At 69.8% G+C, this 20333-nt stretch carries 9 protein-coding genes; 2 read left to right on the forward strand and 7 right to left on the reverse strand.

Annotation, left to right across the window (positions count from 1 at the left end; genetic code table 11):
• Positions 1-172: 172 nt before the first annotated feature.
• From ABZZ74_RS20710 to ABZZ74_RS20720, 3 genes are all read right to left on the reverse strand, one after another.
• Complete coding sequence (locus ABZZ74_RS20710) at positions 173-3877, reverse strand: ABC transporter ATP-binding protein (protein WP_356766902.1); 3705 nt, start codon at positions 3875-3877, stop codon at positions 173-175.
• 88 nt (positions 3878-3965) lie between these two features.
• A complete protein-coding gene (locus tag ABZZ74_RS20715) occupies positions 3966-4991 on the reverse strand; it encodes an esterase-like activity of phytase family protein (RefSeq protein ID WP_356766904.1) in 1026 nt (341 codons plus the stop codon).
• Positions 4992-5039: 48 nt separating this feature from the next.
• Complete coding sequence (locus ABZZ74_RS20720; RefSeq protein ID WP_356766906.1) at positions 5040-5900, reverse strand: serine hydrolase; 861 nt, start codon at positions 5898-5900, stop codon at positions 5040-5042.
• A 154-nt stretch (positions 5901-6054) separates the two neighbouring features.
• Between ABZZ74_RS20720 and ABZZ74_RS20725 the strand changes: the two genes are divergently transcribed.
• Positions 6055-8388 (forward strand): glycosyltransferase family 39 protein, encoded by a 2334-nt coding sequence (locus ABZZ74_RS20725; protein WP_356766908.1) that lies wholly within the window; start codon positions 6055-6057, stop codon positions 8386-8388.
• 150 nt (positions 8389-8538) lie between these two features.
• Positions 8539-9345, forward strand: coding sequence for an endonuclease (locus ABZZ74_RS20730; protein WP_356766910.1), 807 nt, complete (start codon positions 8539-8541; stop codon positions 9343-9345).
• Between the two features lie 182 nt (positions 9346-9527).
• On the opposite strand, the gene ABZZ74_RS20735 is transcribed toward ABZZ74_RS20730, so the two are convergent.
• From ABZZ74_RS20735 to ABZZ74_RS20750, 4 genes are all read right to left on the reverse strand, one after another.
• Positions 9528-10004, reverse strand: coding sequence for an SUKH-3 domain-containing protein (locus ABZZ74_RS20735; protein ID WP_356766912.1), 477 nt, complete (start codon positions 10002-10004; stop codon positions 9528-9530).
• Positions 10005-10230: 226 nt separating this feature from the next.
• Positions 10231-10818: a suppressor of fused domain protein gene (locus tag ABZZ74_RS20740; protein ID WP_356766914.1), complete on the reverse strand. Its 588-nt coding sequence runs from the start codon at positions 10816-10818 to the stop codon at positions 10231-10233.
• 105 nt (positions 10819-10923) lie between these two features.
• Positions 10924-17292: an RHS repeat-associated core domain-containing protein gene (locus ABZZ74_RS20745; RefSeq protein ID WP_356766916.1), complete on the reverse strand. Its 6369-nt coding sequence runs from the start codon at positions 17290-17292 to the stop codon at positions 10924-10926.
• Between the two features lie 85 nt (positions 17293-17377).
• Positions 17378-20251 (reverse strand): LamG-like jellyroll fold domain-containing protein, encoded by a 2874-nt coding sequence (locus ABZZ74_RS20750; protein ID WP_356766918.1) that lies wholly within the window; start codon positions 20249-20251, stop codon positions 17378-17380.
• Positions 20252-20333: the final 82 nt, after the last annotated feature.

A 20333-nucleotide genomic window follows, 5' to 3' on the forward strand; every position in this document is an offset into this window, starting at 1 on the left:
GAGCAACTCCTCGTGCGTACGGTCCTCCACGACCCGCCCGTGGGCTGAACCTCCCGACGTCGCCCTCGCACCGCTCAGCCCCCAGCGGGCCTCCCGGGCTTCGGACGACTGGCCGGACTCCGTCCGGCGGCTCACCTGGGCGGGCGGTTCGGGGAACATCGCCGCCAGGCGCTCAGGCGGCCAAAGACTCGTCCTCTCCGACGAACGTGCGCCACAACTCTGTGTACCGGCCGCCAAGCCGGACCAGCTCCTCGTGCGTACCGTCCTCCACCACGCGGCCGTGGTCCATCACCACCACCCGGTCGGCGCGGGCTGCCGTGGTCAGGCGGTGGGCTACGACGAGGGTGGTGCGGTGGCCCGCCAGGCGGTCGGTCGCTTGGTTGACCTGGGCCTCCGTGGCCAGGTCGAGCGCGGCGGTCGCCTCGTCGAGGAGCAGGATGTCGGGGTCGACGAGTTCCGCGCGGGCCAGTGCGATCAACTGGCGTTGGCCGGCGGAGAGGTTGCGGCCGCGCTCGGCGACCTCGTGGAGGTAGCCGCCGTCGAGGGTGGCGATCATCTCGTGCGCGCCGACCGCCCGGGCCGCCGCCTCGACCTCGGCGTCCGTGGCCTCGGGGCGGCCGTAGGCGATGGCGTCGCGGACGGTGCCCTGGAAGAGGTACGCCTCCTGCGGGACGACACCGAGCCGGTGGCGGTAGGAGGTGATGTCCAGGGCCCGGAGGTCGGTGCCGTCGACCGTCACCCGGCCGCCGGTGGGGTCGTAGAACCGCGCCACCAGTTTCACCAGCGTCGACTTGCCGGCGCCGGTCTCGCCGACGAACGCGACCGTCTGGCCCTCCGGGATCGTCAACTCGACGCCGGACAGGGCCTCTTCGTCGTCGCCGTAGGCGAAGTGCACGTCCTCGAAGGCGATGTCGCCGCGCAGGGAGAGGACTTCGAGGGGCTCGTCGGCGGCCTTGGTGGAGGTCGGCTCGCGCAGCAGCTCCTGGATCCGGCCGAGGGAGACGGTGGCCTGCTGGTAGCCGTCGAAGACCTGGGAGAGCTGCTGGACCGGCGCGAAGAACAGGTCGATGTAGAGCAGGTAGGCGACCAGCGCCCCGGTCGTGAGCGTGGCGTCGTCGATCCGTCCCGCACCGGCGATCAGCACGGCGGCCGCGGCCACCGACGACAGCAGCTGCACGAACGGGAAGTAGATCGAGATCAGCCACTGCCCGCGCACCCGCGCCCTGCGGTAGCTGTCGCTGAGCTCCGTGAACCGCGCCCCGCCGTCCCGCTCGCGTGAGAAGGCCTGCACGATCCGCAGCCCCGAGACCGACTCCTGCAGGTCGGCGTTCACCAACGACACGCGTTCACGGGCGAGTTCGTACGCCTTCACGCTCGCCCGGCGGAAGAAGTACGTGGCGACGACCAGCGGCGGCAGGGTGGCGAAGACGACCAGCGCCAGCTGGACGTCGATCACCAGCAGGGCGACCAGGATGCCGAAGAAGGTGACGACGGAGACGAACGCGGTGACCAGGCCCGTCTGCAGGAACGTGGACAGCGCGTCCACGTCGGTCGTCATCCGGGTCATGATCCGGCCGGTCAGCTCCCGCTCGTAGTAGTCGAGGCCGAGCCGCTGGAGCTGGGCGAAGATCTTCAGCCGCAGCGAGTACAGGACCCGCTCGCCGGTGCGGCCGGTCATCCGGGTCTCCCCGACCTGCGCGGCCCACTGCGCGACGACCGCGAGCAGCCCGAGCAGCGAGGCCGACCAGACCGCGCCGAGGGCCAGGGCGTTGACGCCCTTGTCGATGCCGTGCCGGATCAGCACCGGCAGCAGCAGGCCCATCCCGGCGTCGACGGCGACGAGCCCGAGGCTGATCAGCAGGGGAGTTCCGAAGCCCCGCAGCAGCCTGCGCAGTCCGTAGGAGTCCTCGGGCATGACCGCCCGCGCCTCGTCGATGTCCGGGGTGTCGGTCGCCGGCGGCAGCGCCTCGACCTGCGCGAGGAGTTCGGGGGTGGCCGGCATCCCGGACAGCGCGTGGTCCTTGGGCTGCCGGTCGCCGGTCCACAGCCGCGGGGTAACCCCTCGCTCGGCGTCGAACTCGGCGTCCAGCTCGTCCCGCACGGAGGTGTCCTCGGCGGGCTGGGCGGGCCGGGTGTGGCCGGGCGAGACACCGCCGAGCTCGTCGGGGTCGGTGAGCAGACGGCGGTAGAGCGCGGACCGCTCCTGCAGCTCCTCGTGCGTGCCGAGGTCGGCGAGGCGCCCGCCGTCGAGGACGGCGATGCGGTCGGCGAGGTTGAGGGTGGAACGGCGGTGCGCGATGAGCAGGGTCGTACGGCCCCGCATGACGTGCCTCAGCGCCTCGTGGATCTCGTGCTCGACGCGGGCGTCCACGGCGGAGGTGGCGTCGTCGAGGACCAGGAGACGGGGGTCGGTGAGGATCGCGCGGGCGAGGGCGACCCGCTGGCGCTGGCCGCCGGAGAGGGTGAGGCCGTGCTCGCCGACCTTGGTGCCGTAGCCCTCGGGCAGCTCCCTGATGAAACGGTCCGCCTGGGCGGCGCGGGCGGCGGCCTCGACCTCCTCGTCCGTGGCGTCCGGGCGGCCGTACGCGATGTTGTTGCGGACGGTGTCGGAGAAGAGGAAGGAGTCCTCGGGGACCAGCCCGATCGCGGCCCGCAGCGAGTCGAAGGTCAGCTCACGGACGTCGTGCCCGCCGATCAGGACGGCGCCGTGCGTGACGTCGTAGAAGCGCGGGAGGAGGAGGGAGACCGTGGACTTTCCGGAGCCGGAGGAACCGACGACCGCGAGGGTCTCACCCGGGCGGATCTCGAAGCTCAGCCCTTGCAGGACGGGCCGCTCGTGGTCGTAGCCGAAGGAGACGTCGTCGAACTCGACGGTCGCGGGCGCGTCGGCGGGCAGCTCCTTCGTGCCCTCCGTCATGGTCGGCCGGGTGTCGATCAGCTCCAGGACGCGCTCGGTGCCGGCGCGGGCCTGCTGTCCGATGGTGAGGACGAACGCCAGCATGCGGACCGGGCCGACGAGCTGGGCGAGGTAGGTGGAGAAGGCGACGAAGGTACCGAGGGTGATGTGACCGCGCACGGCGAGCCAGCCGCCGAGCGCCAGCATGGCGACCTGGCCGAGGGCGGGGACGGCCTGGAGGGCGGGGGTGTACGTGCTGTTCAGCCGTACGGTCCGCAGCCGCCCGGCGAACAGCCGCCGCCCGACCTCCCTGAGTTTTCCGGTCTCCTGCTCCTCCTGCCCGAACCCCTTCACCACGCGTACGCCGCTGACGGCTCCGTCGACCACGCCTGCCACGGCGGCGGCCTGGGCCTGCGCGTACCAGGTGGCGGGGTGCAGCCGGGAGCGGCTGCGCTTGGCGATCCACCACAGGGCCGGGGCGACGGCGAGGGCGACGAGGGTGAGCGGCAGCGACAGCCAGGCCATGATGACCAGGGAGATCAGGAAGAGCAGGACGTTCCCGATGGTCATGGGGAGCATGAAGAGCAGGCCCTGGATCAGCTGGAGGTCGCTGGTCGCGCGCCCCACGACCTGTCCGGTGGACAGCTCGTCCTGCCGTCGGCCGTCGAGCCGCGTGATCGTCTCGAACATCTCGGTCCGCAGGTCGTGCTGGACGTCGAGGGCGAGACGGCCGCCGTAGTAGCGGCGGACGTAGGTGGAGACGTAGACGAGGACGGCGGCGCCGACCAGCGCCCCGGCCCAGGGGGCCATGCCCCGGCTGTGATCGCCGATCACATCGTCGATGATCACCTTGGTGACGAGGGGGACGAGCGCGGTGACGGCCATGCCCGCCAGGGAGGACCCGAGGGACAGCACGACGTCCTTCGGATACCGCCACGCGTATCCGGCCAGTCGCCGTGCCCATCCCCGTTGCTCGTTCACGCGGGTGCCCTCCGAATCGTCCTGATCTACCGGAAGGCACCAACACGAGACGAAGCGGATTTCATCCCTCCGCAACAAACGGGAGGGGTCAGACGCGCAGCCGCAGGTAGTAGAAGCGGGTGGTCTGCGCCGCGTTCTGGTTGTCGTCGCTGACCAGGAGCACCTTCAGGCGGCCCTTCGAGTATCCCGTCACGGTCATCCCCTCGATGTTGTCGAGGAGCGGGTTCGGCTGGGGCTGCTTCGCGGTGGCGCCGAGGGTCGGGCAGTCGGCGATGTCGGCGAGGAGGGTCTTCCTGATCAGCCGCACACCCGGCTGTCCGGTCAGGTTCTCGATGCCGCTGGTGTCCGTCGCGTGGCGGGGGTCGGCCAGGTAGAGGCGGACGGTGTTGCCGACGCCGGCGGTGAAGCCGCGCTCCAGGACGAGGAGGCGGCCGTCGGGGGTGGCCTGGACCTCGGGGACGCCCAGGCCCGCGTCGACGCGGTAGGCGTACTGGGCGGCGAGACGGAAATGGTCGCCCTTGGTCCGGGTCCAGGTCTGGAAGCGGACGATGTCGGTGGAGTCGCCGGAGATCGCGTTCTCCATCGAGGCGAGCAGGGTGCGGCCGCCGGGCAGGAGGGTCAGGCCCTCGAAGGTCTGGTTGGACGTGGCGCGTCCGGCGGGGGTGACGAGGAGGGAGGACGGGACCGGGAGCCGGTCGAGGATCCCGCCGTCGGTGCTGTAGCGGCGTACGGACGGCTCGGTCTCCGAGGTGACCAGCCGGGTGCCGTCCCGGTCGACGACGAGACCCTCGCTGTCCAGCGCGGCCCCCCTCTCGTCGGCGAGCTGGACGACCCGCTTCGGCCGGAGCGTCCTCGCATCCAGGTCGAAGAGGGAGGAGCGGTCCTCCAGGGCGGCGATCGAGCCGTCCTTGTCCACCGCGAGCGCGGAGAAGTTGCCGACGAACGTGCCGTCGTACGTCGTCTTGTCCAGCGCGTCGGAGAAGCGGTCGATCGAGACGGAGGGCGAACAGGCGTGGCTCGTCCGTGGGGTGGCCGGGGCGGGCCCGGCGGCGGTCAGCGTGGTGGCCGCCGCCAGGGCCGCGGTGACGGTCGCGAGTACGGTTCTCAGGCGCATGCGCGCCACCGTAGGCGCCGCCGGTGACGCACAGGAGACCGGAGGGCGTCAACTCGCGGCGAGATCCCTGTGGATGACCTTCGCCACGCCCTGGATGGTGGAGATGCCGTAGTTCATGGTGCTGTTGCCCCAGGTGAGCACCGTGATCATGTAGTCGTGGCCGCCGCCGTTGAAGGTGCCGACGCTGTGCACCCGCCAGCCGTGCGTGGAGCGCTGCAGCCAGCCGTTCTTGACGTGCCAGGAGACGCCGGACGGGGTGCCGTAGGGCGTGCCCCAGCGCTGCGAGGAGATGACCTGGCCCATCAACTTCAGGATGTAGGCACGGGAGTTGTCGCTGAGCACCGCGTTCTTCGCCGTGATCAGCTTGAGCAGCTTCTGCTCGTCGGTGACGTTGATCTGGGTCAGACCCCAGTAGCCGTTCGCGCCGGGGACGGTCTTCGTCATGCCGGCGGCGCTCAGGAAGCCCTTGATCTTCGTCAGGCCCAGCTGCTTCCACAGCCTGCTGGTCGCGTCGTTGTCCGACTTGGTGATCATGGCCTTGGCCAACGAGGTCTCGGTGTCGGTGAGATACCGGTTGTGCTTCTTCGCGTCCCACAGCAGCGTGGCGAGGACGGTCACCTTGACGACACTGGCGGAGTCGTAGGAGGAGGTGGCCCGCAGCGAGCACGTGGTGTTGGTGGAGCGGTCGTAGAGCCCGACCGCGACGGTGCCCCGACGGCCGGCGAGCGCGGCGGTGATGTCCTTCTGGAGCTTGGTGGCCAGGCCCGCCCGCGCGGACGTGCAGCTGACCGTGGGTGTCGTGGCGGCCGCGGCGGGCGAGGCGGCGGCCACGCCGGGTATGAGCACGCCGAGCCCGAGGGCCCCCGTGGCGAGCGCTCTGGCGCGTCTGGTTGATTTCCCTGGTGTCATGCCCCTGTTGACGCTCGACTTCGCCCGAAAGGTTGTACGCGCGGGCACCGTTGGGCAAAGTGAGCCCAAGGCGTTACCGCCCCCTTGGCCGATTCACAGCCGGGGGCCAGCTTCGGCACAGCCCGCACCCACTCCCCCTCTGCACGATGCCCGGGTGACATCTGCCACCGATCCGCACCCCCACACCGAGCCCGTGTCCGCCGACTGGCCGCCGCCCGCCCCGCCCGCGGCACCCCCGGACCGGGCACCGCGCTGGTCGCTGCCCGCCCTGATCGCGATCCTGGTCCTGGCGGCGGTCCTGTACGCCTGGAACCTGTCCGGATCCAGCATGAACACCTTCTACAGCGGTGCCATCTGGGCCGGCACGAAGAGCTGGAAGGCCTGGTTCTTCGGTTCGCTGGACCCCGGCAACTTCCTGACCGTCGACAAACCACCGTTCGCGACCATGGTCATGAGCCTGTCCTGCCGCCTCTTCGGCTTCGGTACCTGGCAGATGATGGCGCCTCAGATCCTGGCGGCCCTCGCCACGATCTGGATCCTGCACTCCACCGTGAAGCGGGTGTGGGGCCACGGCGCGGCGACCGTCGCCGCGCTGGTGCTGGCGCTGACCCCGATCACCGTCGCCATCAACCGCGACAACAACCCCGACACTCTGCTGGTGTTCCTCATGGTCGCGGGCGCGGCCCTCGCCTTCCGCGCCACCCGTGACGACAGGCTGCTGCCGCTGCTCGGCTCGGCGGCCTGCTTCGGTCTCGCCTTCAACACCAAGCTGCTCGCGGGCTGGATCGCCCTCCCCGCCGTCTTCGCGCTCTACCTGTACGCGTCGAGGGCGTCCTGGGCAAGGCGGATCGTCAACCTGCTGCTCGCCGCGGTCGTCCTGGCCGTCTCGAGCTTCTGGTGGGCCCTCGCGGTGTCCCTGGTCCCGGCCTCCGACCGGCCCTACATCGGCGGCTCGACGGACGGTTCCGCCTGGGACCTGATCATGGGCTACGACGGTCTCGGCCGTGTCTTCGGCGGCGAGGGCAACGGCGGGGGCGGCGGAGGCGGGGGCGGCGGCTTCTCCGGCTCCTCGGGCCTCGGCCGGATGTTCAACGACATCCTCGGCGGCCAGATCTCCTGGCTGCTGCCCTTCTCCGCGATCGCCCTGGTCGGCGGCCTGGTGCTGTGCGGGCGCGCCCCGCGCACCGACCTCCGGCGGATGGCGCTGGTGCTGTGGGGCGGTTGGACGCTGCTGCACTACGTGATCTTCGCGACCGCCCAGGGCACCATGCACCCCTACTACACCACCGCGCTCGCCCCGGGCATCGCGGCGCTGTGCGGCGGCGGTGGCGTGATGCTGCTGGACGCCTTCCGCCGCGACCGGCGGTGGGTGTGGGTGCTCCCGGCCGCCTTCGGCGTCACCGGTGTCTGGGCCATCGCCCTGCTGCGCCGTGCCTCCGGTTGGAACACCTGGCTGTGGCCGACGATCGGCGTCCTGACGGTGGCCGGCATCGTGGGCATGCTGGTCTTCCGCTCCGGCAACCGAGTCCGGCTGCTCACGGCCTCGCTGGCGGCGGCGCTGGTCGCGGCACTGGCGGGCCCGACGGCGTACGCGGCGTCGCCGGCCTTCGGTTCCTCCGGCGGCATGATGGGCGGCACGAACCCGACGGCCGGCCCCTCCACGGGCGGCGGCTTCGGCGGCGGCCCCGGCGGCATGCGCGGCGGGAGCGGCTTCCCGGGGCGCGGCGAGATACCGGGCGGCAACGGCCGGACGGGCGCCAACGGACAGGCGGGCGGCGAGCTGCCGGGCGGCGGCAACCAGGCCGGCGGTGACACGCAGGGCGGCTTCCCGGGCGGACAGCAGGGCCAGAACGGTGAGTCGCCGGGCGGCGGGCAGATGACGCCGGGCGGCGGAAACGGCGAACTGCCCCAGGCGGGCGGCACCGGCCAGGCTCCGGGCGGCACCGGCACGTCGGGCGGTACGGCTCCGGGCGGCACTGCTCCCGGCGGTACGGCTCCGGGCGGCACCGCCGAGAGCGGTGGTACGGCCGGACAGCGCGACGGCTTCGGCGGCGGGGCGGGCGGCGGGCCCGGCGGTATGGGTGGTGCGGACAGCGAACTGATCTCGTACCTGAAGAAGCATCAGGACGGCGCCGAGTGGCTGCTCGCGGTCTCCAACTCGCAGAGCGCCGCGCAGATCGAGCTCAGCGCCCGGGAACCGGTCATCTCCATGTGGGGCTTCACCGGCTCCGACAACGCGATGACAGTGGCCAAGCTCAAGGAGCTCGTGAAGAAGGGCGAGCTGCACTACATCCAGATCGGCAGTGGCGGCATGGGCGGCGGTATGGGCGGCCCCGGCGGCGGCAACACCCTCAGCACGCAGGTGTCCACCTGGGTGAAGCAGCACGGCACGGCGGTGAAGGCGAGCGCGTACAGCAAGAGTTCGGCCTCCACGTCCAGCACGAGCACCGCGTCGCTCTACCGCCTGGACCCGTCCGACGTCAGCTGACGCAGACCAACCCCGAACGGCTCCCGACCCCATGGTCGGGGGCCGTTTTTTACTTCCCCTTTTAACGTCCCGTTCATCGCCAAGACCTCATGTCCATGTCACCCTCCCTCTTGCCGCCTCCATTCAACCCGCGTAGATGGGACAACCTTTATGCCGGTGACACGCGTACGGCGATGGAAGTCGGTGGCGTTGGCCACCGCCGCCGTGATGGTGGGCCTCGCGGCCCCGGCGCTGACGGCCACCCCGGCCGCCGCCACGACGACCGCGTACGACTCGACGTACTACAAGAACGCGATCGGCAAGACGGGCACGAGCCTGAAGTCGTCCCTGCACACGATCATCAGCTCGGGCGTGACGAAGCTGTCGTACTCGGCGCTGTGGGACGCCCTGAAGAAGACCGACCAGGACCCGAACAACAGCAGCAACGTGATCCTGCTGTACTCGGGCATCTCCCGCAGCAAGTCCCTCAACGGCGGTGACAGCGGCGACTGGAACCGCGAGCACGTGTGGGCGATCTCGCACGGCGACCTCACCACCTCGACCGGCCCCGGCACCGATCTGCACCACATCCGCCCGGAGGACGTGGCGGTCAACGGCAAGCGCGGCAACCTCGACTTCGACGAGGGCGGGACCACCTTCACCAACAGCGGTGGCAGCAAGGTCGACTCGGACTCCTTCGAGCCGCGCGACGCCGTCAAGGGTGACGTGGCCCGCATGATCCTCTACATGGCCGTCCGCTACGAGGGCGACGACGGCTTCGCCGACCTGGAGCCCGACGACAAGGTCAACAACGGCTCCAACCCCTACATCGGCAAGCTCTCGGTCCTCAAGCAGTGGAACGACGAGGACCCGCCGAGCGCCTTCGAGGAGAACCGCAACCAGGTCATCTACGACACCTACCAGCACAACCGCAACCCGTTCATCGACCACCCGGAGTGGGTCGAGGCGATCTGGTAGTCCACGGGACGGAGGAGGGGCCCTGCCGGACGAATCCGGCAGGGCCCCTCCTCCGCCGCCGCTGTCCGGAAGGTCAGAAGGAGCGACCTCGCCGCTCCTCGGCCTTGCGCAGGCGTTCCGCGAGAGGCACCTGCCCCGGAGGCCTCAGCTCGACTTCGGTCACCTCACCATCGGTCACGCCGTCAGTCCAGCCGCTCAGGACGGACTCTGTCGACCAGATGCACCAACGCTTCCTCCGGGCTCCCGCCATAGAGGGCGAGAAACGCATCGTAGGCGCCGTACGTCCGGCCCCCCTCGGCGACAAGGAGCACGAGGGGACCGGAAGCCGCGGTGCCCACGGGCGTCAGCTTCTCTCCCGTGCGCTGCTCGTATCCCCGCAGCTTTTCGCCGTGGACGATGCGACTCGCACGCTCGGCGTTCAATTCGCAGCTGTGCGTCCCCGGATCGAGCGGATGGCGCGGGTAATCGAAGCGAGTTCCGGAGAATTCCTCGACGAAACGCAGCGCCGTAGGCGAGCAGTGAATTCCCAGCTCATGCCATACATCCCTGACATGTTGAATGTCCGCTTCGGAGGCCACCCATCGGGCGTCCTCCGTCAGGATGTCCGACAGCCTTTCCCGCAGTTCTGCCTCGCGAGGGCTGTCCGGCAGCTCCGTCACTCGCGCCGCCTCCTCCCAGAATTCTTCTGCACCAGCCGCACGACGAATCCCAGTCGGGCCACGTCCCCGTGGTACCGCGGTGTGCCGTCCACGATCGAGATCCCCCTGGGAAGGCGATCGCCGGGAAGCTCGTCACACGTGCTGCCCGGTGATCGACGCTGTCCGGAAGGTCGGAGGAGGGACCTCGCCCTCAGCCCACCTTGCACTCCAGGGACATGCGGCCCTTTCACGCCACAGGAAGCCGCAGCGGGTCGAAGCGATCCCATTCAAGTCTCCACAGCGCGTCGAAACCCTTCGCATAAACGAAGTCCCGCTCAGAGGCATACACGGGATACACTCCGACCAGATCGACGAGATCCTGGCCGGTCTGGTCGATACCGGCCGGACCGAGATCGACCGGGCCGGAACTCCAGCGGACAGCGGGATCCGCCACCACGATGCTGCTCATTTCTGAACTCTCGACATAGGGTTTCATGTAGCCGATGGCCTGGCCGTGAGCATAGGCACAGATACCACGCAACGCCGCCGCCGTCTCGGCGGGAACACTTGCCCAACCAATGTCGTCGGACCGGACCGTGATCACCAATTCTCGAACGTTCGACACCCAATTCGGGTGACGCACGAGAGAAAGTCCGTAACTGAAACCCGTGACATACCCGGGTTCCGGAGTGTCGGCATAGACGACGGCTCGTACGCGACCACCCTCCGGTTTCGCGGGCGTGATCTCGTAAACCTCTGTCGGCTTCTTCCCTGTGAGCAGGAGCAGCTGTTCCAGGTAACGAGAGAACCGGACATCGGTGTCGTGTTCGTTCATTGAGCTCCTTTATTTCCGCACGGTTCGGCCGCCGACGGATGGGTGCCTCCATGGAGATCCCCGGAGGCACCCATCACACCCATCCTAGAACATCGATTTCACTTCTTACGACGGGAAGAAGTGACCCTTCTCCGAGTACCACCATTCGGTCTTGGCGTGATCGATGTATGAGTTGAACTCTTCGAACCTATGTGAAGGAATCCGCCACTCGGTAACCCCCTTCAGTCCGTTCTTGTTCGGCAGGGGGAATTCGAGATTACCGAATGCTTCTCTGAATCCGGGCTTCATCGTGAAGACATGGAAGCCTGGATCATGCCCGTTTCCGGCATACTGCGCGGCTCCCTCCGGCATGTTGGAGAGGTAGGCCGTGGGGTGGTCCCCCGCATGGTTCTTGACGCTGAGACCGTTTCTCTCGCTCGCCCGCTTTCCCTCGCCCGGCGAACGGTAGAGCTTCACCGGCTCGTCGGCGCCGTCCTCGGCCGCCTTGGAGTCCGACTTCTTCGCGCCGTCCGCCGTGTCGCTCTTGCTGCCGGCGCCGTCGTCCTTCTTGCCGCCGGAGTCACCCTTCTTCGCCGTCGGCGCATCCTTCGCCTTTGCCGGAGGTGCCGGCTTGGGAGCCGGCTTGGGCTTCGGGGTGACCGGCGGGGTGAGGTCGTCCGCGACCTTCTTGGCGTCCTTGACCTTGTCGGCCGCCCTGGCGGCGTCCGTCGCGGTGTCGACGGCGTCCACGGCCTTGTTGACGTACCGGGCTCCCTTGGCCGCCGACGCGCCGTAACCGGCGATCGGGATGGCCGAGGCATAGGACAGGCCCGCGTCGATGTAGTTGCCCTCGGCCGTGTACCAGAGGCCGTTGATCAGGTCGGCGGGCTCGCCGAAGCCCGGGACCAGGCCCGCGACGTCGAGGGCACCGTGGCCGATGGGGCTGATCCAGGACTCGCCCCAGTACAGGCCCGTCGGGTCCGGGAAGGCCAGCGGGTTGTTGCGCCCGTACGCGTAGGCGTTCAGGTGCTGCGGGTCGTCGAGGTTCAGCGCCGGGTCGGCCGAGACGAAACGGCCGGCGGCCGGGTCGTACTCACGCGCCCCCAGGTGGATCAGCCCGGTGGCGTCGGCCGTACCACCCACGAAGGCCTTGTCGCCCGGCCAGGCACCTGCGGCGGGCTTGACGCCGCGCACCTCGCCGAAGGGGAGGGTGCGGCGCTGGACGATCGCCGAGTCCGCCGCCTTGATCGCGATCTCGGCCGTGCCGTTCTGCCCGCCGACCAGCCAGGTCACCCCGGCTGACGTCCGCACCGCGATCTGCTTGCCGCCGTGTGAGTAGTAACGCGTGCCCGACAGGGAGTTCTTGGCCGTGTCGAGGCGGATCTCCTGGCTGCCCAGGTACAGCGTGACCGCGCCCTTCTCCTTGCGGAGCAGGCGGCTTCCGTCGGCGCCGTACACGTACGAGGTCTTGTTCGCCTCGTCCAGGTCGTCTCCGGACAGGTACGGGGTCACCGCGCTCAGGCGGCCCTCTTCGTCCCAGTCCAGCTTCTGGTCGACCGCCGGGGAGAGGTCCGTCGCCACCTTGGTACGGCGGATGGTGTTCCCCGTCTCGTCGTACTGGAAGCTCTGGGCCGCCGTCACCTCCTTCGCCGACGAGCCCGACGTCGCGGTGCGCACCTCCGCCGACTTCAGGGCGTGCGCGTGCGTGCCGCCCTGGGGGTCCTGGGCCGTCGGCACGTACGTCGTCGACTGCGTGATCGCCGCGTCGCCGGTCGTGCCGGTGGCGTGGCGGACCTCGCCGGTGCGGTTGCCCGCCGCGTCGTACGCGTAGGAGTGCCAGTACGGCGCCGGGCCGCCGACGGTCGCCTCACCGGCGCTCGCCGCGCAGTCGGTGGCCGTCTGGGTCCACGCCTCGGTCAGACGGCGCAGGTAGTCGTACGTGAAGCACTGGACGTCGGCGGTCTTGCCCTCGGGCGTGTCCGCGACCTTGCGGATGTTGCCGGTGGCGTCGTAGCCGTAGGTGATGTCGGAGTCGGGGGTCTTGACGATCTCCCGGTCGATACGGGCGCGCTCCAGGCGCCGGGTGCCCTCCTCGTAGGTGTTGGTGAGCCAGGTGTACTTGTCGGCGCTGGCGGTGCCCAGCGTCAGCTGGAGGAGTTCGCCGTAGTTGGAGTAGCGGGACTCGCGGGCGTAGTCGGTCGTGTCGCCCACCGTGAAGGACGGCAGTCCGGTCGCCGTGTAGCCCGTGGTGACCGTCTCCGCCGGGAGACCGCCCGCCGCCGGGACGCCGACGTCGTCGATCGAACCGTCCGGCTTGTACGACGCCGTCGAGGTGTAGGTGCCGGCGAGCTTGCCCTCGGCGGCGGGGATCGTCACCGAGGTCTTCGTCGGGCGGCCCGCCGCGTCATAGGCGTCGACCGAACTCGTGTAGGCGTCGTCGCCCACCCACTTGGTGGCCGACGCCAGGCGCCCCTTGCCGTTGGGCACGGTGGCGCTGTCGTACTCCCACGTCGTCAGCTTCTTGTCGCCGTTGTAGAGCGAGCGCTGACGGCCCAGCTTGTCGTAGGTGAAGGTGAGGGTGGTGTCGCGCTGGTTGCGGACCGTCTTGACCTGGTCGAGGTCGTTGTACGTCATCCAGGTCGTACCCGCGTCCGGGTCGACGGCCCGGGTCTGCCGCCCCCGCACGTCGTACTCGTACGACCAGAGGTCGCCCGACGTGTCCTTGACCTCGGTGAGGCGGCCCGCCGCGTCGTAGTCGTACGACGTGGTGTCCGCCGCCCCCGTGGGCGAGGATGCCTTGAACTCCAGGACCTTGGTCTTCTGCCCCTGCGCGTTGGTGTACGTCGCGGTGGGCGTGCCGCCGGCCGGCGGGTCGACCGTCGTGTGGTCACCGTGGTACGAGGTCTTCGTGCGCCACTTCTCGGCGCCTGCCACCCGGAAGATCTCGTCCGTCGCCCGACCCGCCCCGTCGTACACCGTCTCCGTCTCGCGGGGCGTCCCCTCGGACGCGTCCGCCACGCCCACGAAGCTCGTGCCGACGGCGGCGGAGTTGTAGAAGGGGCCGATCTCCTTGACGGCCAGGCCGCGGGAGTCGTACTCGGTGGTGGTCACGACACGGCCGGAGTTGGCAGCCGGGGTCTGGGACTGGCGCTCGCGCAGAAGCCCGTCCTGGAGCTGATGGCTGACCGCGACGGAACCGTTCGGCAGGAGCGACTTCGTGGTGGTGACGACCGGGCCGTTGTTGCGGACCAGGTAGGCGTACTCCAGGGACGGTGTGTCCGAGGACTTCGCGCGGCCCGGGAGCCACACCTTCAGCAGACGGCCGAGGGCGTCGTAGTCCAGGTCGGTGCGCTGCTTGTTGGCGTCGACCGTGGCGGTGACCAGACCCCAGCGGGGGTCCACCGTGGAGGTCGTCGAGTTGCCCGCCGGGTCGGTGACCTTCATGCCCGTCACCGGGCCGCCGGTCGTCGGCGTGTACGCCGTCCTCGTCGCGTTGCCCTGCTGGTCGGCGGACTCCGTCACCCGGCCGTGGGCGTCGTACTTCGCGGTCGAGGTGGTGACGTACTGCGGGGTGCCGTCGTCCGCGTAACCCTTGACCTTCTCACTGCGGACCACGTCGCCCTTGGTGGGCTTGGCGCCGTAGGTGTCGGGGTCGTCGTACCAGGTGCGGACGTCGCTGATCGCCTCGCCCTTGAAGGACGGCGGGCCGTCGTCGCACGCCACCGGCACGACCGTCACCCGCTTCAGCAGTGTCAGCAGGTTCGCGTCGGTGTTGCGGTTGTACGTGTTCGTCGTGCAGGTGTCGTCGTCCGGGTCGGAGAGGTCGCCCGAGTCGGAGGAGCGCTCCAGCATGCCGTAGGAGTCGTAGAAGTGCTCGATGGCGGCGCGGCGGACCTTGCCGTCGTCGAGCGCGGTGCGGGTCTTCGTCGACTTCACCGCCGCGTACGTCGCCTCGTCGCTGCCCTCGGTGGCCGTGGCGGCGGACTTCCAAGGGGTGCTGACGGTGGCGCTGACCTCGGCGGATCCGTTGAACGTGCGCTGCTCCAGCTGGAAGCCCTGGTGGCGGGCGTCGTCGCGGACCTTGGTGCCGTCGGAGGCGGTGACCGAGACGGACTTGGTGCCGCCGGACTCCTTCTCGCGGTCGCCGTCCATGCCCTGGAGGTACGTCGTTTCGGTGCGCAGCTGCTTGCTGTTCTCGTCACCCGTCTTCACGGTGACCGTGCGGAAGCCGCGCCACTGGTTCCAGGTCTTCTTCTTCGTCTTGACGAGCTCGCTGTCGTCGAAGGCCCAGGCGGCGCCCGAGTAGTCGTAGGACGTGACCTTGTTCGGGCCGGTGACCGTCACCTCGTCCTCGGTCACCGTGTCGACGACGAACTTGTGGAACCAGTCCTCCTTCTCCCCGACCGTGCCCTCCTTCGACCAGAAGGACGGCATGCAGCGCCTGGTGTTCGTCTCGGGGGTGGGGAGGCTGGACGGGGTGCAGTCGGTGGGCTTGTAGTTGACGGAGATCGTGCCGCCCGTCTCCGACTGGATGGCCCGGATGCGCCACTTGTACATCGGCAGGCGGTCGTCGGCGCCCGTGTCCACGCGGTTGGCGTCCTGCCGCTCGTAGAACGTGACCTTCGGGAGCTTGTTCGCGCCGTCCTTGCCGGAGTGCGTGATGGACTCCAGCCACATGGACGGGGAGTGGGTGGTGTCGGCGCTCTGGTACTTGTGCGCCAGCTCCCACTCGTCGACGTCGTCGTACGTCTTGCCGTCGGACTTCAGGACCTGGGTGGTGACCTTCGTCAGGCGCTTGCGGGAGAAGAAGGTCGGGGACCACTGGTCCTTGCACTCGGTGTCGGAGGTGCAGATCTGCTCGAACGGCACGTCCGGCCAGCGGGTGGCGGTGGACTCCTTCAGGTCGGCCGGCTCACAGTCGGCGGCGGCGCCCTTGCAGCGCTCGGCGGTGTCGAAGACGACCCGGGCGGGGGCGGCGGTGGAGTTCTCCTTGCCCTCCTGCTCGCCGTACTCGATCCGCTTGAGCCAGCCGCCGCGGTCGTAGGAGACGACCTTGTCGCCGCGCACGGTGTCGTACTTGTTGGTCTCGGTGCCGTAGTAGTACGTCATCGTGTTGCCGTGCACGTCGACGACGTAGTCGAGGTTCCAGCGCCAGGTCTGCTGGCAGCGGGACTCCTTGAAGGTGTCCTTGTGGCAGGGCTCGTCCTTGTCGTCGCCGAAGACCGGGACCTCCCAGGAGGAGCCGGTGAACTCGGTGTCGGCGGCTTCGCGCTTGCCCTTGCCGAAGTAGTAGCGGGTGCCGTCGGTCGTGGTGACCAGCCAGTACTCGCCGTTGTCGTCGGCGTTGAAGCCGCCGGTCCTGCGCTCGATCGTGGTGCCGTCGTCCTGCTTCAGGCGCCACTCGTTCGCCGACTTCTTGACCAGCTCACCCGCGCGGCCGCCGAAGTTCATGGTGGCGTTGTCGGAGTGCCAGCACAGGTCGTACTTCTGCGAGCCGGCCTCGTCGTGGCCGTCCTCGGTGCAGGAGCGGTACGCCCGCTCGATGTATCCGGCGCTGAGGTCGAAGCCCTCGCCGACCCAGGACGTCTGGTTGTTGCTGGAGGCGGTACGGCCGTCGGTGGACGCCGAGTTGTAGGCCAGGCCCAGCTGCGGGGAGGGGCCCGCGATCGCGGGCGGGACCCGCAGCGGGTATTGCCAGGTGAAGGCGCCGGTCTGGGCGGCGACCTGCCAGGACGCGGAGGGCGCGAGGGAGGTCGCGGTGTAGGAGCCGGAGCTGCCGGAGGGCGCGGCGGAGACCGCGAGCAGCGGGGCCGCCGCACCGATGCCGGCGGGGACGTCGGCGGTGAGTTTCTGGGCGCGGACGTCGTTGCTGGTGCTGAGGGGGGTCACGCCCTGGCAGGCGGCCGCCTTCGGGGTGGTCAGCGCGCAGGCGGGCAGTTGGACCAGCCGTAGCCGCTGGGCCCAGTCGCCGCCGTAGGCCTGGGCGAAGGTGGCGTAGTCGACCTGGACGGCGACCTTGCCGGACGTGGCTGTGCGGCCGTCCGCGCGCGTGACCTTCAGGAGCAGGCCGTCGATGCCCGCCTTGCGGGCGGCGGCGTGACCGAGGAGGTCGACCTTGGCGCGGGTCGGCGTCGCGGCTTTCGCCGAGCGGGACTTGGGGGCGGCGAGGCGGACGGGCAGACCGCCGGCGCGGATGCCCGCGCGGGCGCCGGATCCGTCCAGGGCGACGGTGGCACTGCCCGGCTTCGGCCAGGACGCCTTCGGAGTACGTGAACTGCCGTATCCGGCAAGGTGCTTGAGCGGGGTGACCTGGCCGCCCTCCTCCACCACGGGGGTGGAGGGCACGTCCTGGGTCTTGGGGCGGCGCTGCTCCCGGGCGTCGTCGTCGCCGAGGGCGGGGGCCGCCTGGAGCAGGGTCAGGGTCAGGGCCGCGGACACCGCCGCGGCCAGATGTTTCGCCCACTTATGGGCGTAATGTCTGCGTGTTGAGCGCATGCGCGCTCCCCTCCCGTGTGATGTGGGGTGCCCGGGCGCGGGTGGATGCCCGACGCCCGGGCGAAGCAGCCGTGGTCAGCGGCGGCTAGTCGTTCGCCAGCCGGTGGATCTCCGCGCCGGAGAGCAGGCCGGGCACCAGGCGTACGTCGTCGATGTCGCCGGCGAAGTAGTCGCGCCAGGTGCCGTCGTACTGGGCGCGGCCGATGTTCAGGCCCTTGGTGGCGTTCCAGACGCCGGTGACGGTGGCGCTGCCCTGTTCCTCGCCGTCGACGTAGAGGGTGAACCTCCGGGCCGCCGGATCGTAGGTTCCGGCGAGGTGGGTCCACTTGCCGACGGTCGGCGGGCGCTCGCTCGTCGCCATGGCGCGGACGAGGTCGGAGCCGTCCTTGTCGGCGAGGTGACGGCCGAAGATCCAGCGCTTGTAGGCCGTCGAGTAGTAGAGGTTGAGGCCGTTGCCGCTGGTGCCGGCCTGGCTGATCACCGAGATGTTCTCGCTCAGCGAGGTCGGCCGCACCCACGCCGAGACGGTGAACGCCTGCCCGGTGTGGACGGCGGAGGCGGCGGTGGCGTAGTCGCTGCTGCCGTTGAAGCGCAGGGCCTTGTCGCCGGCCTCGGTGGCGGAGTGGTTGCCCGCGACCCAGTCGGCGCCCTTGACGGTGAGGTCGCGGTCGTGACCGGAGGTGTCGGGGGCGGTGGAGCCGGAGGACTGGTCGAGGCCGTAGACGGCGGCGGCGCAGGTGTCGGCCAGGGCGTCGGGGCAGGCCCGGTCCGCGGTGAAGACGTACTTCTCCAACGGGCCGCGGTTGCCGGCCTGGTCGACGCTGCGGACGTAGAGGACGTTCGGTCCGAAGGTGGAGGTCGGCACCTCGATGGCGGCGTCACCGCCGAGGCTCGCGGGGGTGGCCCGGCGGCCGGGGGTGTCGCTGCCGAGGTCCCACTCGTAGTACTCCACGTCGTTCTTGAAGACCGGGTCGGCGTTGCCGTTCGCGGAGAGGGTGAAGTGCCGCCTGGCGCCCACCGGGAGGTCGGCCTCGCCGTCCGCCGCCGTCACGAGCGGCTTGGTGGTGGGCGGCTTCACGTCGACCACGAACTCGCACCAGTCGGACCAGTCCGAGTAGCCGGAGTCCTGCAGCTTGCCGGTGGATCCGTCGTAGAGCTGGGCGTGCCACTTGTAGCCGTGGCCGTGGGTGAGTTCCCTGACGGGGATGTTCTCCTCGAAGACGCCCTCGTTCTGCGGGCCGTCCCTGCCCTCGTAGACGATGGGCCGGCCGTCGACCTGGTCCCAGACGCGGAAGGTGGCGGTGAGGTTCTGGCCGGTGCCGTCGCTGTAGGAGTCGGCGTCGGTGCCGTTGACCGCCATGGTCGGGGTGTCGTCACGGATCCAGGGGCGCTTGGTGTTGTCCGTCGTGCAGGTCTTCTCCTCCGGGTTGGTCAGCCGCTCGTTGTACGGCTTGCCCGGGGTGGTGTTGTACGTGACGACGAGTTTGGCGTTGTCGCCGCGGAACCGCTTCCAGGAGTTGGCGTCGTCCTCGTCGGCGGCGCGCAGCGAGAAGGCGACGGGATCCTCGGCCTTGGCCTTCTTGCGGACGGTGGCGGTGAGGTTCTCGTTGCTCTCGTCGGGGTTGTCCTGGAAGTCGACCCAGCTGGGCGGCGCGTCGGGGCTGCAGCTGTCGCCGCGGCCGTAGGCCACCGTGCGGTCGACCATCAGGTCGCCGTCCTTGGGTTTGTTGTTCCAGTTGGTGGCGGAGTCGACACCGCCCTCGGCGACCGCGTGCAGGTTGACGGTGCTCTTCTGGCAGGAGAAGGAGAAGGTCTCGTAGACCTCGAAGACCGCCTTGGAGATGGTGCGGTCCTTCCAGCCGGAGGTGTCGAACTGGAAGTACATGCGGTTGGTGTACGGCGAGGAACTGCACACGTAGTACGTGCCGCCGATGGACTCGTACGAGCAGCGCCCGACGCCCTCGTCCTTCTTGAACTTGTGGAACTCGGTGCTCGGGTGGGCGCTGGAGACGTACAGCCACTCGCTCTTGGACATGCCGGCCTCCGGGTCGAGATAGACCGGGAAGTCGGTGTCGGAGGCGGCCAGCACGGAAGCGTCCGGCTCGACGGTGACGGCGGACGCGGTCACGTCCAGGTCCATGTCGGCGATCTTCGCGGCGGCGTCGGGCGCGGCCTCGACGGGGGCGCCGGAGCCGGAGGCCGGTACGGCGTCCGCCGGGAGCTCCTCGGCGGCGGTGGCGGAGTCCCACATCTTGGGCGCCTGGCCACCGAAGAGCCGCTCGCCGGAGGCGTCCACCGCCTGCAGTCCACCGGCCGGACCGGTGGTCAGGTCCAGGCCCTGCGACCGTACGGGCAGCCGCAGTCGGGCCAGCTCAGGATTGTGCGCGGCCTCGCGGGTCTTCACCTTCAGCACGTACGAGTACCCGGTGACCGTCGCGCTCGCCAGCAGGTCGACGCCCGGCAGCACCTCGCGGTACTCGGCGGTGTCGCCGTCCAGGACCGGCTCGGGCAGCGGCCTGGGCCAGCGCAGGGTGAAGGACCTGCCGTCGTCGCCGAGGGTGATCAAGTCGGTCGAACCGCCGCCCGCGAAGGCCAGGTCGACGACGGCCGCCTTCGGGCCCACGGTGCCGTCGGCCCGCCGCTCCAGCGTGACGTCGGCCTTCTCCCAGCCGCCGTCGGCGCGCCGTACCCGCTGCGGCTGGACACTGGTCTCGCTGGTGAAACTGCCGTCCGGGTTGGCGAAGACGAGCTCGTCCTCGGTACGGCGCTGAACGATCTCCACCGGTTTCCCGGTGTCGGCGGCCAGCTGGAAGGCGGCCGCCTCGGCCGAGGCCGGTGTACTGCCGACCGCGTCGGCCGGACTGGTGACGGCGGGCAACGCGCCCAGGACGACGGCGCCGCCGAGCAGCACACCGAGCGTCCGGGCAGCACGAAGCCGCCGGAACCAAGGGTTGGTCATGCCCTTGTCTCCCCCCGGGCTCTCCCCAGAGCCCGCTATGAAATTGATGTGCCCATGCTGTGCAGCAGGGACAGGGGGAAAC

Origin of the sequence: Streptomyces sp. NPDC006476 (genome assembly GCF_040612015.1) — a bacterium.
Taxonomy (GTDB): Bacteria; Actinomycetota; Actinomycetes; order Streptomycetales; family Streptomycetaceae; genus Streptomyces; species Streptomyces griseorubiginosus_B.